Raw genomic sequence first — 14,911 nt, 5'->3', positions numbered from 1 at the left:
GGGGTTTTCGCTTTCCTCACCGCTGCCCGCGCCCTGCGTGAGCGGCGTTTGACCCGGCCGAAACGGTGGAGGAGCGCCCTCGAAACCCGGTCCGCCTAACGTCGGGCCCGACGTTGCCGAACCAGCAGGAGGCCCCCATGACCGAGACACTCCCGGAAGCCCCGACCCGTCCCGCCGCCGCGACGGCCTGGCACGACGTGTGCGCCCTGACGGACCTGGAGCCCCTGTGGGGCGAGGCCGCCCGGGTGGCCGGGCGCCAGGTGGCGCTGTACCGTCTGGACCCCTCGACGGTCCTGGCCGCCGACCACCGCGACCCCCGCACGGGGGCCTGCGTGATGGCGCGGGGCATCCTCGGGTCCCGCGGCGGGGCGGTCACGGTCGCGTCGCCCCTGCACAAGGAGGTCTACGACCTCGGCACGGGCCACTGCCTCAGCGGCGACGGCCCGGACCTGCCCGTGCACCCCGTCCGGGTGCGGGACGGGCGGGTCCTCGTGGCGCTGCCCTCCGCACCGTCCGCCGGTGGGGAACTCCCAGGGGTCCGTCCATAAGATGAGCGGGTGACACGACAGCGTCCCTTTCGCAATTCCCGGTGGCCGCGGTCCGCGCGGCGCCACCGCCACCGAGGCGTCGCCGTGCGGCGGCGCGGCCGGCGGTGGGTCGTCGCCGGCCTGGTGCTCGGCCTCGTTCTCCTGCTCGCGCTGGCCGTGGCGCTGGCCGCCCTGCTCGACCGGTCGGAGCAGCCCCCGCCGCAGCCGGGGACGCCGGAGACGCTCTCGTGCCACCGCTACGGCATGGACATGGACGTGCCCGTGCGCCGGCGGGAGGCCGCCGAGGAGCGCGGGCTCTTCGGCGCCGACCTGTTCGGGCCGGGGCAGCAGACCCGGGACCGCTTCGACCTCAGCTTCGAGCACGACGGGGTGACCAGCGGCTACCACGTCCTGGCGCAGGGCGTGGACTGGAGCCGGCCCGTGGGCGTGGTCTTCCGCCTGCACGGGGACGGGGCGTGGGAGTTCGAGAGCCCCGAGTACAACGTCTCGTGCCTGGCCGAGGTGGCGCGCGCCCACAACATGGTCCTCGTGGTGCCGCGCACCCCGGACCGTTCCGGGGACGCCACCTGGTGGGAGGAGCGCGAGCTCAACGCCGAGTGGTTCCGGGCGCTCGTCGAGGAGCGCCTGCTGGCGGACTACGACATCGACCGCTCCCGCACCTGGCTGACCGGCTACTCCGGGGGCGCCCAGCTCATCGGCCGGGAGTTGCTGGCCGACCACGTGGACCTCGTCCCCGGCGGCGGGGCGATCCTGCTCGGCGGCGGGCAGGGGCCCCGGGAAGCCGGGTCGGAGCCCACCCGGTCGCAGCTGCGCGGGCTGCGGCTGCACTGGGACGTGGGGCGGGACGACGACGGCACCGATCCGCGGGCGACCTTCGACGCCCTGGGCGCCGCCCGCCACGGGCACCGGTGGTACGAGGCGGCCGGCTACGACAACGTGAGCCTGCGGATCCGCGAGGGCGTGGACCACTTCGACCTGCCCGACGTGCGGATCCTGGACGAGGTCCTGACCGAGGCCGAGGAGGCGGCCGGGGAAGGCACCGGGGAGAGCACCGGGGCCGGGTAGCCCGGCCGGTGGCGCTGCCGGACGGCGCCCGCTGTTTGCAAATGTCACAGAAGGACACGAAGCACGTTCCCCGTCGCCGTCGTCCTCCGCTCCAGTACGCTGGGGTCCGCATCACTGTGCCTCCGGACCCCCGTGCGGGACCGGGCGCCGTGCCGGGGGGCGCGGTCGCGGACGACATCGGCGCGTGGGCACCGAACCGATCCGTCCGTGGGGGAGCCGCATGACCGCAGAACGAACGCCTCCGGCAGGGGCCGGCACGGACGCCGGTGCCCGCACCGACCGGACTGGGGGCGCCGCGGTGCGCGGCCGTGCCCCGTCCCGGCGGATCGCCGGCGTCGACGCCGCCCGCGGGTTCGCCCTGTTCGGCATGATCGCGGTGCACACCCTGCCCTGGTTCAGCGAGGAGGGGGAGCCGACCCTGGCCCTGACCCTGTTCGGGGGGCACGCCTCCGCCCTGTTCGCCACGCTGGCCGGGGTGAGCCTGGCCTTCACCACGGGCGGGCGCACCCCGTACACGGGGCGGCGACGGACCGCCTCCCGGTGGGCCCAGGTGGGCCGCGCCGCCATCATCGCCCTGATCGGGTTCCTGCTGGGCTTCCTGGTGCTGCCCTGGCACAACATCCTCGTCTACTACGGGGTGTTCTTCCTGCTGGCCCTGCCGTTCCTCGGCCTGCGGATCCGGCACCTCCTGCTGAGCGCCGCGCTGTTCGCCGTGCTCGCGCCCTTCCTCATGCAGTGGTCCCTGGACCGTCTGCCGGCCCACGAGTTCAGCAATCCGAGCCTGCTGGACCTCGTGACGGAACCGGGGAGCGTCCTGGCCCACCTCCTGCTGACCGGCACCTACCCGGCCCTGCCGTGGATGACGTTCGTGTGCGCCGGGATCGCGATCGGCCGGATGGACCTGGCGGACCGGCGCGTGCAGGCCGGCCTGGCCGCGGTGGGCGCCGTTCTCGCCCTCGCGGCCTGGGGGCTCGCCACGGTCGCGCTGAGCCTGGGCGGCCGGGAGGCCATCGCCGCGGCCACCCCTTGGATGAGCGAGTCGGAGATCGGCGAGGTCATCGCCTACGGCGCCGACCCGGAGCTGCCGACCACGACCCTGTGGTGGCTGCTCGTTCCCGGCGCGCACTCCAACACGCCGTTCTCGCTCCTCCTGAGCCTCGGCCTGGCAGCGAGCGCGCTGGGGCTGTTCCTGCTGCTGCCCCGAGCCGTGGACCGGGGGCTGACCCCGCTGGCGGCCATGGGCGCCATGACGTTCACCCTGTACGTGAGCCACCTGCTCGTCATGTGGCTCGAGCTGTTCTGGGACGCGCCCTACCTCTGGTTCTGGGGCCAGATCCTCGCGTTCGTGCTGGTGGCCGTGCTCTGGCAGCGCAGCATCGGCCAGGGGCCGCTGGAGAAGCTCGTCTCGGCGAGCACGAAGGCCATCGCCCGCCGGGTGCTGGCCCGGGGCGGGGACGGGACGGCGCCCCGGGCCCCCGTCGCCCGCTGACGCGCCCGGCGGGATCCGGGCTCAGACGCCCAGGGCGGTCCTGAGCTCGCGCCGGATCCGGGCGAGCTGCTCCGTGGCCGCCGCCCGCGCGGCCGGCAGGGCCGCCCGCTCCGGCACCGGGGCCACGACCTCCAGGTAGCACTTGAGCTTGGGCTCGGTCCCGGAGGGGCGCACGATCACCCGGGTGCCGTCGCGGGTGAGCAGGCGCAGCCCCTCCGTGGGCGGCAGCCCGGTGGCCGGGGAGGTGAGGTCCTCCACCTGCACGACCTCCGAGCCGCCCAGTGCCGTGGGCGGGGCGTCCCGCAGGGCCGCGCTCATCGCCGGGATGCGGCCGAGGTCGGCCACTCGGATGCTCAGCTGGTCGGTCGCGTGCAGACCGTGCGCCACGGCCAGCTCGTCCAGCACGTCCTGGAGCGTGCGCCCCTGCGCCCGCAGCTCGTCGGCCAGCACCGCCACCGCCACGGCGGCGCTGATCCCGTCCTTGTCCCGGACCACCTCGGGCGCCACGCAGTAGCCCAGCGCCTCCTCGTAGCCGTAGGCCAGGCCCGGCACGCGGGCGATCCACTTGAACCCGGTCAGGGTCTCCTGGTGGGCGAGCCCGGCCGCGGCGGCGATCCGCCCGAGCAGGCGGGAGGAGACGATGGAGTTGGCGAGCACGGCGTCGCCGCGGCCGGCGCACCGGGCCGCCGCGGCGTGACCCAGCAGCGCGCCGACCTCGTCGCCGCGCAGCATCCGCCAGCCGGCTCCCGCGCCGCCGGGCTCCGGGACGGCCACGGCCACCCGGTCCGCGTCGGGGTCGTTGGCCAGCACGAGGTCGGCGTCCCGGGCCCGGGCCGCCTCCAGCGCCAGGTCCAGGGCGCCGGGCTCCTCGGGATTGGGGAACGCGACCGTGGGGAAGTCGGGATCGGGCTCGGCCTGCTCGGCGACCACGTGGACGTCGGCGAAGCCGGCGCGCCGCAGCGCCTGCGCGGCGGTGCGGCCGCCGACCCCGTGCATCGGGGTGAGCACGAGCCGCAGGGCCCGTGCGGTCCGCGCGGGCGCCGGGAGCACCGCGCGGAGGTAGTCCTCCTCGACCGTCCCGGGCAGGACGGTCCACCCGGACCCGGCCCGGGGGATCCCGGCCACGGGGCCGGCGGCCGCGATCCGCTCGGCGATCAGCCGGTCGTGCGGCGCCACGATCTGGCAGCCCCGGGCCTCCGGCGCCACGGTGCGGCCGCCGAGGTAGACCTTGTACCCGTTGTCGGCGGGCGGGTTGTGGCTGGCGGTGACCATCACGCCCACCTCGGCCTCGAAGGCCCGCACGGCCCACGCGAGCACGGGGGTGGGCAGGGCCGAGGGCATCAGCAGCGTCTCGATGCCGGCCGCGGTGAACACCGCGGCCGTGTCGCGGGCGAAGACGTCGGAGTCGTGCCGGGCGTCGTAGCCGACCACGGCCCGTAGGGGGCGTCCGTCCGCCCCGGTCCCGGGGTCGTCGGCGGTCGGGTCGCCGGCGGTGGCCAGGACGTGGGCGGCCAGCCCGGCGGCCGCGCGCAGCACCACCACGCGGTTCATCCGCATCGGCCCGGCGCCGAGGGCGGCCCGCAGCCCGGCGGTGCCGAACTGCAGGGTCCCCGCGAAGCGGTCGGCCAGGTCCGCGCGGGCCGCGTCGTCGCCGGCCGCGGCCCGCGCGGTGAGCGCGGTCAGCTCGTCGCGGGTGGCGGGGTCCGGGTCGTCGGCCGCCCAGGCGCGCGCGGCGTCGAGGAGCTCGGGCTCGGTACGGGGGGCGGTGGTCATGGGGTGCTCTCCTGGTGCGGGTCCGGTGCGCGGCGTGCCGGGGCGGGGTCGCGGCCCCGGCGGGGTCCGGTCAGAGCCGGTCGACGATGCGGGCCAGCAGCTGCGAGATCCGGGGGCCGGCGGCCTGCCCGGCCTCGATGACCTCCGTGTGGGACAGGGCGGTCGCGGAGATCCCGGCGGCCTGGTTGGTCACCAGGGAGATGCCGAAGACCTCCATCCCCGCGTGCCGGGCGGCGATGGCCTCCAGGGCGGTGGACATGCCCACCAGGTCGGCGCCGAGGACCCCGGCCATCCGCACCTCCGCGGGCGTCTCGTAGTGCGGGCCGGGGAACTGGGCGTAGACGCCCTCGTCCAGGCCCGGGTCCACCTGGCGGGCGAGCTCGCGCAGCCGCGGGGAGTAGAGGTCCGTGAGGTCCACGAACGTGGCGCCCTCGAGCGGGGAGCGGCCGGTGAGGTTGAGGTGGTCGCTGATCAGCACCGGGGTGCCGGGGCCCCAGGACGGGTTCAGCCCGCCGCAGCCGTTGGTCAGGATCATGGTGGTGGCACCGGCGGCGGCCGCGGTGCGCACGCCGTGGACCACGGAGCGCACGCCCCGGCCCTCGTAGTAGTGGGTGCGGGCACCGATCACCAGGGCGTGCTTGCCGGCGGGGGTGCGCACGGAGCGCAGCGTGCCGACGTGGCCCTCGAGGGCGGGCCGGGTGAAGCCCGGGATCTCGGCGGCGGGGATCTCGGCGACGGTCTCGCCGATCAGCTCGGCCGCCTGCCCCCACCCGGAGCCGAGGGTCAGGGCGATGTCGTGGGCGTCGACGCCGGTGGCCCGGCGGAGGGCGTCCGCGGCCTCCCGGGCGAGCTCGAAGGGGTCGGTGCGGGAGGTGCTGTGCTCTGTGTCCACCCGCCCAAAACTACCGCATGGCCGCCGACCGGCCGGCGCCCGGTCCCGGGTCCGCCGGCGGTTCCCCGGCACGGTGGCACCTGCAACAATGGCCGGGTGACTGCACACAGCGAATTCTCCATCCAGAAGCTCGTCATCATCGGCGGCGGTCCCGGCGGGTACGAGGCCGCCCTGGTCGCGGCCAGCCTCGGCGCGGAAGTGACGATCGTCGAACAGCAGGGCCTGGGCGGGTCCGCCGTGCTGACGGACGTGGTCCCCTCCAAGACCCTCATCGCCTCCGCGGACGCCATGACCCGCTTCGCCGAGGCCGCCGACCTGGGCGTGCACGTGCGCGGCAGCAAGGACGGCAACGAGATCAACGACCTCGCCGTGGACCTGGACAAGGTCAACACCCGTCTGCTGCGCCTGGCCGCCTCCCAGTCGCGGGACATCAAGCGCGGCCTCGAGCGCGTGGGGGTGCGGGTGATCTCGGGCCGGGGCCGGCTGCTCAGCCCCACCTGCGTGGGGGTCACCACCGACGACGGACTGGAGTACACCCTCGACGCGCAGGCCGTGCTGCTGGCCGTCGGGTCGACCCCGCGGGAGCTGCCCAGCGCCAAGCCGGACGGGGAGCGGATCTTCAACTGGAAGCAGGTCTACCACCTGCGGGAGGTCCCGGAGCACATGATCGTGGTCGGCTCGGGCGTCACGGGCGCCGAGTTCGCCTCGGCCTACCGGGGCCTCGGCGCCGAGGTCACCCTGATCTCCTCCCGGGACCAGGTGCTGCCCGGGGAGGACCAGGACGCCGCCGGCGTCCTCGAGAACGTCTTCGAGCGCCGCGGGATGAACGTGCTCAACCGCTCCCGCGCCGACGCCGTGGAGCGCAGCGAGAAGGGCGTGGTGGTCACCCTCTCCGACGGGCGCAAGGTCGCCGGCTCGCACTGCCTGGTGGCGGTCGGCGCGATCCCCGCGACCGACGACCTCGGCCTGGACGAGGTCGGGGTGGCCCGCGCCGACTCCGGGCACATTAAGGTCGACGGCGTCTCCCGCACCACCGTGCCGGGCGTCTACGCCGTGGGCGACTGCACGGGGGTGCTCCCGCTCGCGTCGGTGGCCGCCATGCAGGGCCGGATCGCCGTGGCCCACCTCATGGGTGACGCCGTGAAGCCGCTGCGCACCCACCTGGTCGCCTCCAACATCTTCACCTCCCCCGAGATCGCCTCCGTGGGCGTGAGCGAGAAGGCGATCGAGGACGGCACCTACCAGGCCGACACGATCATGCTCAAGCTCTCCACCAACCCCCGCGCCAAGATGATGGCGGTCGAGGACGGGTTCGTGAAGATCTTCTCCCGCAAGGGCTCCGGCACCGTGATCGGCGGCGTCGTCGTGGGCCCCCGCGCGTCCGAGCTGATCTTCCCGATCTCGCTGGCCGTCACGCACAAGCTGCACGTCGACGACCTCGCCGACACCTTCACGATCTACCCGTCCCTCACGGGCTCGATCTCGGAGGCCGCCCGGCGCCTGCACGTGCACGTCTGAGTCCTGGCCCCACACGCCTGAGGGCCCCGATCCTGGACAGGATCGGGGCCCTCGGGCGTGTGGGGGCGAACGGGTCAGCGGCGGGTGACCACGTTCTCCATGTCGACGTCCTTGGTCTCCGGGGAGAACCAGAGCGCGACGAGGGTCAGCACCGCGCCGAACGCCAGGTAGAGCCCGACGGAGCCCACTCCGTAGCTCGCGTTGAGCGTCACGGCGACGTACGGGGTGATGGCGGCACCGAGGATCGACGCCGTGTTGTACGCGACGCCGGAGCCGGTGTAGCGCACGTTCGTGGGGAACAGCTCGGGCAGGATCGCGGACATCGAGCCGAAGGTCAGACCCATCAGGGTCATGCCGACGGCGAGGAAGAACAGCACGCGGGTCGTGCTGACGGCCTCCCCGGTCCCGACCGCGGCCGGGTCCATGAGCAGCCCGAAGCTCAGCCCGAAGAGCAGGATCACCGAGGTGATCACCAGCTGCGAGCTGCGCCGGCCGAAGCGGTCGGCGACCCACCCGGAGACGGGCACCATCGCGGCGAACAGGAGCACGGCGAGCAGCTGCAGCACCAGGAAGTCGCGGTAGGGGATGCCGAGGCCGCCGTTGGCGGGGCTGCCGATGCCGTAGGAGAGGATCCACGCGGTCATCAGGTAGAACAGCATGTAGGTGGCGAGCATGATGAACGTGCCCTGGATCATCTGCAGCCACGAGCCCCGGAAGGCCTCCACGAGCGGGGTCTGGACCTTCTCGCCCTGGTCCAGGGCCTTCTGGAAGACCGGGGTCTCCTCGAGCTTGAACCGCACGTACAGGCCGACGACCACCATGACCACGGAGGCGAGGAACGGGACGCGCCAGCCCCACGTGAGGAACGGGTGGTCGGTGCCCTGCTCGGCGACCGAGACGAAGCCCATCACGATGGTCAGCAGCAGGAAGAAGCCGTTGGCCAGGATGAAGCCGAACGGCGCGCCCAGCTGGGGCCACATGGCGGCGCGCGCCCGCTTGCCCTCCTCGGCGTACTCGGTGGCCAGCAGCGCGGCGCCGGACCACTCGCCGCCCAGGCCGAGGCCCTGGCAGAAGCGCAGGATCGTCAGGATGAGCGGGGCCCAGATGCCGATCGAGTAGTAGGTCGGCAGCAGGCCGATGAGGAAGGTGGCGATGCCCATGGTCAGCAGCGCGCCGATCAGGGTGGCCTTGCGCCCGATCCGATCGCCGAAGTGCCCGAAGATCACGGAGCCGATGGGACGGGCCACGAACGCGGCGGCGAAGGTCGCCATGGACGCGAGGAGCTTCGCCGTCTCGTCCTCGCCCGTGAAGAACAGGGCGGGGAACACCGCCACGGCGGCGGTGGCGTAGACGTAGAAGTCGTAGAACTCGATGGTCGTGCCCACGAGGGAGGCCAGGATGACCCGGCTGCGGGGCACGCGGGCGGACGGGGGGAGCGAGGGGGAGGGCGCGCCGGTGGCGCCCTGCCCGGTCACCGGAGAGGACATGGGGACACCTCAGTAGTCGCAGCGGCTGGGATCAAAGCTCCGATGGTAGTGCCGTGGTCCGCATCGTGGGTTTCCCATCTCACATCGTGGAACAAGCGGAGGGGCGCAGCTCCTGGACGGTCAGGGCGGCCCGGAGCTCCCGGCCGTCCGGGCCGAGATCGAGATCGAGGACGCGCCAGCCGGGCAGCGGCCGGGCGGGGAAGCGGCCGGTCCCCACGCGGTCCAGCGACGGGTCGCGGGACAGCCCCGTGCCCAGGGCCTTGAGCAGCGACTCCTTGCGCGCCCACACCCGCGCGACGACGGCGGGGCGCCGGCTCCGGAGCGTCCAGGCGAGCCGGCGCCGCTCGGCCGGGTGCAGGATCCGGGACATCTGCTCGGCCCCGGTCGAGTCGGGGACCCGCTCCACGTCGAGGCCGAGCTCCCGCGCCGCGGTGGCGAGCAGCACCTGCCCGCCGGCCGAGGACAGGGAGAAGTGCAGTCCGGGCACCGCGGGCTTGCCCCGCCGCCCGGCCGCACCCGGGGCCGGGCCCAGCGGCACCGCGGCCGGCTCCGTGCCGAGCCGCTCCGCCAGGACGGCGCGCAGCAGGCAGCGGCGGGCGAGGAACGCCTCGCGGTCCTCCGGGCGCCGGTAGCCGTCGCGCCGCGCCCGCTCCGCCGGGTCGAGCCAGTCGTCCTCGACCGTGCGGGCCCACGGCACGAGCTCGGGCAGGCGGGCCCGGACGAGGGCGACGTCGCGGGCCCGCCGGGGTGCCTCGAGGGTCTCCCAGCGCGGCGCCGGGGCGGCCGTCACCGCGGGGCGCTCACGGGCCGGTCCTCACCGCGGCCCGCCGGCCGCCGCGCACGCCTCGAGGTCGGCGAGCAGGCGGTCCCGGTGGTCGGCCAGGGGGTGGTGGCCGCCCGGGTACTCGCGCCGGTGCACCGGGCCCGTGCTGACCGCTCGCCAGGCCGCCATGCCGGCGGCGTCCACGCCGGCGTCCTCCGTGCCGCGCAGCAGCAGCAGGGGCGCCCGGACGGGCACCGGGAGCCTGTCGTGGGCGGCCGAGGCGCGCAGGTCCGCGCGCAGGACGGGCAGCAGCAGCGCCAGCAGCTCCGGGTTCTCCAGCACCGCCTCGGGGGTGCCGCCGAGCCCGCGCAGCCACCGGACCAGGGCGTCGTCCGCCCGGGGGTCGTGCGGGTCCAGGCCCCCCCGGAGCAGCTCGTCGTCGTCCACGACACCCGGGGCCGCCTTGGCGGACAGCACCAGCAGCGCCACCCGCGCCCCGTGCCGGTGCTCGAGGAGGGATGCGAGCTCGGCCGCGACGGCGGCGCCCATGCTGTGGCCCAGCACCACCAGGGGCACGGAGGAGGGCGCCCACGCGGCGGCGGCCTCGGCCGCCTCCCGGGCGAGGACGTCGATCGAGGCGGCCGCCGGCTCCCGGAAGCGGGACTCCCGGCCCGGGTACTGCACGCCGAACACGTGGACGTCGTCGCGGACCAGGAAGCGCCAGTAGCCGGCGGCCGCGCCCGCGGGCGGGCAGCACAGCACCCGCAGCCGGGGCGTCCGCCCGGAGGCGCCGCCGCGCAGCCGGTCCTGCGCCGAGAGGTCCACGAGGCAGCGCCCGGGCGCCGGTCGGGTGCTCATCGGGGACTCCGGGCCGCGGCGCTCAGGAGATGACGGCCAGGACGGTGCCGGCGGAGACGGTGTCCCCCGGGTTGACGGACAACCCCGAGACCGTGCCGGACCTGTGCGCGGTCAGCGGCTGCTCCATCTTCATGGCCTCGAGCACGAGCACGAGGTCCCCCTCGGCGACCTCGTCGCCGTTGTCCACCGCGATCTTCACGATGGTGCCCTGCATCGGGGAGCTCAGGCCGTCGCCGCTCGCCGCGGCGGCGGAGCCCCCGCGCGAGGACCGGGACTTGCGGGTCTTGGCCGCGCTGCCGTTGGGCTTGGCCGTGCCGGGGAGGGCGGGCAGGACCACCTCGAGGCGCTTGCCGGAGACCTCCACGACGATCGCCTGGCGCTCCCCCGCCTCCGGCGCCGTCTGCGGGACGCCCTCGAACGGCGGGATGGTGTTCCGGAACTCGGTCTCGATCCACCGCGTGTGCACCGAGAACGGGGAGCCGTCCGCCGGGGCGAACGCGGGGTCGGCGACGACCGCGCGGTGGAAGGGCACCACGGTGGGCATCCCCTCGATCCGCAGCTCGTCCAGAGCGCGGCGGGAGCGTTCGAGGGCCTGCTGCCGGGTGGCCCCGGTGACGATCAGCTTGGCCAGCATCGAGTCGAAGTTCCCCCCGACGGTCTCGCCGGCCTGCACGCCGGAGTCCACGCGCACGCCGGGCCCGCCCGGCAGGTCGAGGGCGGTGATGCTGCCGGGGGAGGGCATGAAGTGCCGCCCGGGGTCCTCGCCGTTGATCCGGAACTCGATGGAGTGGCCCCGGACCTGCGGGTCGTCGTAGCCGAGGGCCTCCCCGCGGGCCAGGCGGAACTGCTCCCGCACCAGGTCGATGCCCGTGACCTCCTCGGACACCGGGTGCTCGACCTGCAGGCGGGTGTTGACCTCCAGGAACGTGATGGTGCCGTCGCGGCCCACGAGGAACTCGCAGGTGCCCGCGCCCTGGTAGCCCGCCTCCCGGAGGATGGCCTTCGAGGAGTCGTAGAGCAGGCGGTTCTGCTCCTCGGAGAGGAAGGGGGCAGGGGCCTCCTCCACGAGCTTCTGGTTGCGCCGCTGCAGGGAGCAGTCGCGGGTGGAGACGACCACCACGTTGCCGTGGGCGTCCGCGAGGCACTGGGTCTCCACGTGCCGCGGGGCGTCGAGGAAGCGCTCGACGAAGCACTCGCCGCGCCCGAACGCGGCCGTGGCCTCGCGGACGGCGGACTCGTAGAGCTCCGGGATGTCGGCGCGGTCCCGGACCACCTTGATCCCGCGCCCGCCGCCGCCGAATGCGGCCTTGATCGCCAGGGGCAGGCCGTGCTCGTCGGCGAACGCGAGCACCTCCTCGGCGGAGCCGACCGGGTCGGTGGTGCCGGGCACCTGCGGGGCGTTCACCTTCTCGGCGATGTGCCGGGCGGCGACCTTGTCGCCGAGCTTGGCGATCGCCGCCGGCGGCGGGCCGATCCACGTCAGGCCGGCCTCGAGCACGGCCATCGCGAAGTCGGCGTTCTCGGAGAGGAAGCCGTAGCCCGGGTGCACGGCGTCGGCGCCCGAGCGGGCGGCGACGTCGAGGAGCTTCTCGACCACCAGGTAGGAGTCCGCGGCGGTGCTGCCGCCCAGCCCGTAGGCCTCGTCGGCCGTGCGCGCGTGCACGGCGTCGCGGTCGGGGTCGGCGTACACGGCCACGGAGGCGATGCCCTCGTCCCGGGCGGCACGGATCACGCGCACCGCGATCTCGCCGCGGTTGGCCACGAGCACCTTGGTGATGGGGCGGATGGCGCCGTCCGCGGGGCTGTTAGGGGTCACGTCTCACTCCTTGTCGAATCCTCGGATGCACTGTATTCCCCGCCGTCGTCAATCGCCCAACCGCCCGGCGGCAGGCCGGAAATGCGGCGGAGTTTCTGTAGGACTCCTACAAAGCCCGGACTCCGCTCAGCGGTGGGCCGCCCATAGCTCGGGGATGCCCACGCCCGCCCGGGCGAGCAGCGTGCGCAGGGTGCTGAGGCTCAGTCCGACGACGGCGTGCACGTCGCCCTCCACCCGCTCCACGAACGCCGCGCCCAGGGAGTCGATGGTGAAGGACCCGGCGACCTCCAGGGGCTCGCCGGTGGCCACGTAGGCGTCGACCTCGTCGTCGGACATCTGCGCGAAGAACACCTCGGCCCCGGCGGGCGCACCGCCGCTGAAGCCGGTGCCGCCGTCCGCCGCGGCCCGGGTGTCCACCAGCCAGTGGCCGGTGTGGAGCACCCCGGAGCGCCCGCGCATCGCGCGGATCCGGGCCGTGGCCGTCGCCGCGTCGAGGGGCTTGCCGTGCACCTCCCCGTCGAGCTCGAAGACCGAGTCGCAGCCGACGACGAGGGCGCCGGCCGCCGCCGGGAGCGCGGCCACCGCCTCGGCCTTGGCGCGGGCCAGCACCATCGCGGTCTCCTCGGGCGCCGTCACGCCGCGCTCGCGGACCACGGCGTCCTCGTCGACGTCGGAGACGAGCCGGTCGTGGGCGATCCCGGCGTCGGCCAGCAGCTTGGTGCGGGCGGGGGAGCGCGAGGCGAGGACGAGGCGGGGAGTCACCGCTCCAGGATACGCACGCGCCGGGCGGCGTCGGGTCCCGGGAGGGCCGGGTGCTCAGGGGCTGGCGATGAGGCTCTTCAGCTCGGGCGAGGGCAGGATGCCAAGCTCCTCGCCGAGGCGGCAGTGCAGCCGGTCGTACACGCGGTGCGCGCTGGCCCTGTTGCCCGCCGCGAGGTGTCCCTGCATCAGCAGGCGGTGGGCGCTCTCGCGGAGGGGCTCGATCGCGGCGGCGGCCAGCGCGGCGTCGACAGCCGTGGCGGCGTGGCCCGCGGCGAGGCTCAGCTCGGCCATCCGCTCCAGCGCGCGGACCCGGAGCTGCCGGGTCCGCTCCTGGTCGTGCAGCAGCCAGTCGTCGTACCAGCCGGGGAGCAGCTCCGCCTTGCCGAGCAGCTCGATCGACTCCTTGGTGTAGGGCGGGTCGGGAAAGGCGCCCGCCGGGTCGAACACCGCCGTCAGCAGGTGCACGTCGACCACGACGTCGCGCCGGAGCAGCACCGGGTCCTTCTGCCGGTCCAGCAGGTCCGGGAAGAGGTGCGAGATCTTCCAGATGCAGTTGCGCAGGTTCCCCGCGGCCTGCTCCTCCGTGCTGTCGGGCCACAGCTGGCCCGCCAGGTAGGACCGCGGCCGGGGATCCAGCAGCGCCAGCGCCGTGAGCAGGCGCTGCGCACGGTGCGGCACCTGCACGGCCACGCCGTCGCAGTGCAGCGCCCAGGTGCCCAGCAGCTGCAGGCGCCATGCGCCGGTCCGGGGCGGAGTCGTCGAGGGGGTCCCGTCCCCGCGGGGATGGTGCCGTTCCAGTGTCTCCAGCAATGTCATCTGATCCCCCTGTTGCCCCTCGACCGGCGCACGGCCTGCGCCGACGGCCGTGCCGCCTGCTCTCATGGTGGGGGACGCGGAGGCCGGCCGACAGGTGGGAGGTCCCATGTGAACGAATTGGAAGTGACTACCACGGAGTACTCGGTGAGGCGCCTGCCGGTTTCCTGGTCGCCTGGCACCGCTTCGCCGTCCGTTCCGGTGCGCAAACAGTGGAAGACAAGAATTTAACGCGAGAAGGACGGTGTCGCGACGACGTGGGGACGGTGCCGTGACGGCGGCCCGTGTTGACTCCTGATCGTCATAGCCGGACGAGTTGACCGAGACCGACGGGAGGAGGTGAATCACCATGAACGAAGTCACTTTCGGTGAGCTGGAGGTCCAGCGCGCGGAGCTGCTGCCCGCACGCGAGACGCTCTACACCTCGATCGAGGCCTACTTCGACTTCACGGCAGCGCTGGTCGAGGCGAGCAACGCCTCGCAGGCGCTCAACGTCCTCACGGAGGACTCCGACGCGTACAGCGAGGCCGTGCAGACCATCAACGTCGAGCAGTAGCCGTCAGGACAGCTGGACGCGCCCGGCACCACCGTTGCCGGTGGTGCCGGGCCCAGCGGAGAGGTGAGGACCATGGCAGGAGACATCCTGGGGCCGGACGAGCTCGCCGGCCAGCGTGCCGAGCTGCTCCCGGACCGGGAGACGCTGTGCATCAACATCAACGTGGCACCGGTGGTGGGCGTCAATCTGTCGTTCGCGATCAACGCCGCGACCATCGACTCGATCGCCTCCTCGGCGGCCGAGCAGGACCTCAGTTCGGTGATCGGCTGACGTCCTGACGTCGCCGACCCGGAACGGGAATCGGGAGGGGGTGAAACACCATGAACGAAGTGACCTTCGACGAGCTGGGAACCCAGCGCGCGGAGCTGCTGCCGGCCCGCGAGACCCTGTGGATGAACAGCCTCGACGTCTTCCTCGACGTCCAGGCGACACTGGCCGCGGTCAGCGCCGAGAACGTCTCGCAGGCCGTGAACGCTGCGACCGTGGACTCGTCGGCCGAGAGCTACGCCGATCAGTACATCAACGTCTCGCAGTAGCGCTGACGTTCCCCGGCAACGCCCGGCGCCGCCCC

The 14,911-nt window shown here is 74.2% G+C and carries 15 protein-coding genes; 7 read left to right on the top strand and 8 right to left on the bottom strand.

What is annotated here, in order from left to right:
- The first annotated feature begins 137 nt into the window (after window positions 1–137).
- From nirD to RE027_RS03050, 3 genes are all read left to right on the top strand, one after another.
- Window positions 138–548: a nitrite reductase small subunit NirD gene (gene nirD / locus RE027_RS03060; protein ID WP_368806765.1), complete on the top strand. Its 411-nt coding sequence runs from the start codon at window positions 138–140 to the stop codon at window positions 546–548.
- Between the two features lie 84 nt (window positions 549–632).
- Window positions 633–1,613 (top strand): alpha/beta hydrolase family protein, encoded by a 981-nt coding sequence (locus tag RE027_RS03055; RefSeq protein ID WP_368806764.1) that lies wholly within the window; start codon window positions 633–635, stop codon window positions 1,611–1,613.
- 220 nt (window positions 1,614–1,833) lie between these two features.
- Window positions 1,834–3,102, top strand: a complete 1,269-nt coding sequence (locus RE027_RS03050; RefSeq protein ID WP_368806763.1) for a heparan-alpha-glucosaminide N-acetyltransferase domain-containing protein — start codon at window positions 1,834–1,836, stop codon at window positions 3,100–3,102.
- Window positions 3,103–3,123: 21 nt separating this feature from the next.
- Here the strand turns inward: RE027_RS03050 and RE027_RS03045 are convergent, their stop codons facing one another.
- Together RE027_RS03045 and RE027_RS03040 are read right to left on the bottom strand one after the other, a co-directional pair.
- Window positions 3,124–4,875 carry a phospho-sugar mutase gene (locus tag RE027_RS03045; RefSeq protein WP_368806762.1) on the bottom strand — a complete coding sequence of 584 codons (1,752 nt, stop codon included), beginning with the start codon at window positions 4,873–4,875 and terminating at the stop codon, window positions 3,124–3,126.
- Between the two features lie 70 nt (window positions 4,876–4,945).
- Complete coding sequence (locus RE027_RS03040) at window positions 4,946–5,767, bottom strand: purine-nucleoside phosphorylase (protein ID WP_368806761.1); 822 nt, start codon at window positions 5,765–5,767, stop codon at window positions 4,946–4,948.
- Between the two features lie 96 nt (window positions 5,768–5,863).
- On the opposite strand from RE027_RS03040, the gene RE027_RS03035 reads away from it, so the two are divergent.
- The gene (locus tag RE027_RS03035; RefSeq protein WP_368806760.1) at window positions 5,864–7,285 is read left to right on the top strand and encodes an NAD(P)H-quinone dehydrogenase; all 1,422 of its coding nucleotides are present in this window, start codon (window positions 5,864–5,866) and stop codon (window positions 7,283–7,285) included.
- Window positions 7,286–7,359: 74 nt separating this feature from the next.
- Here RE027_RS03035 and RE027_RS03030 read toward each other — a convergent pair whose 3' ends face one another.
- From RE027_RS03030 to RE027_RS03005, 6 genes are all read right to left on the bottom strand, one after another.
- The gene (locus RE027_RS03030; RefSeq protein WP_368806759.1) at window positions 7,360–8,772 is read right to left on the bottom strand and encodes an MFS transporter; all 1,413 of its coding nucleotides are present in this window, start codon (window positions 8,770–8,772) and stop codon (window positions 7,360–7,362) included.
- A 79-nt stretch (window positions 8,773–8,851) separates the two neighbouring features.
- A complete protein-coding gene (locus tag RE027_RS03025; RefSeq protein ID WP_368806758.1) occupies window positions 8,852–9,562 on the bottom strand; it encodes a 4'-phosphopantetheinyl transferase family protein in 711 nt (236 codons plus the stop codon).
- Between the two features lie 24 nt (window positions 9,563–9,586).
- Window positions 9,587–10,393, bottom strand: coding sequence for a thioesterase II family protein (locus tag RE027_RS03020; protein ID WP_368806757.1), 807 nt, complete (start codon window positions 10,391–10,393; stop codon window positions 9,587–9,589).
- Between the two features lie 22 nt (window positions 10,394–10,415).
- Complete coding sequence (locus RE027_RS03015; protein WP_368806756.1) at window positions 10,416–12,209, bottom strand: acetyl/propionyl/methylcrotonyl-CoA carboxylase subunit alpha; 1,794 nt, start codon at window positions 12,207–12,209, stop codon at window positions 10,416–10,418.
- Window positions 12,210–12,335: 126 nt separating this feature from the next.
- Entirely contained in the window at window positions 12,336–12,971 is a 636-nt protein-coding gene (locus tag RE027_RS03010) for a Maf family protein (protein WP_368806755.1), read from the bottom strand.
- Window positions 12,972–13,025: 54 nt separating this feature from the next.
- A complete protein-coding gene (locus RE027_RS03005; protein ID WP_368806754.1) occupies window positions 13,026–13,787 on the bottom strand; it encodes an AfsR/SARP family transcriptional regulator in 762 nt (253 codons plus the stop codon).
- A gap of 346 nt (window positions 13,788–14,133) precedes the next feature.
- Between RE027_RS03005 and RE027_RS03000 the strand changes: the two genes are divergently transcribed.
- The 3 genes from RE027_RS03000 (at window position 14,134) to RE027_RS02990 (ending at window position 14,876) form a co-directional block, all read left to right on the top strand.
- Entirely contained in the window at window positions 14,134–14,340 is a 207-nt protein-coding gene (locus RE027_RS03000) for a hypothetical protein (protein ID WP_368806753.1), read from the top strand.
- Window positions 14,341–14,412: 72 nt separating this feature from the next.
- Window positions 14,413–14,610: a hypothetical protein gene (locus tag RE027_RS02995; RefSeq protein ID WP_368806752.1), complete on the top strand. Its 198-nt coding sequence runs from the start codon at window positions 14,413–14,415 to the stop codon at window positions 14,608–14,610.
- Between the two features lie 50 nt (window positions 14,611–14,660).
- Window positions 14,661–14,876, top strand: a complete 216-nt coding sequence (locus tag RE027_RS02990; protein ID WP_368806751.1) for a hypothetical protein — start codon at window positions 14,661–14,663, stop codon at window positions 14,874–14,876.
- The last annotated feature ends 35 nt before the right edge of the window (window positions 14,877–14,911 follow it).

This window comes from Kocuria sabuli (assembly GCF_040981185.1).
In the GTDB taxonomy this organism is placed as follows: Bacteria; Actinomycetota; Actinomycetes; order Actinomycetales; family Micrococcaceae; genus Kocuria; species Kocuria sabuli.
This window is presented reverse-complemented; position numbering and strand designations above follow the sequence as displayed.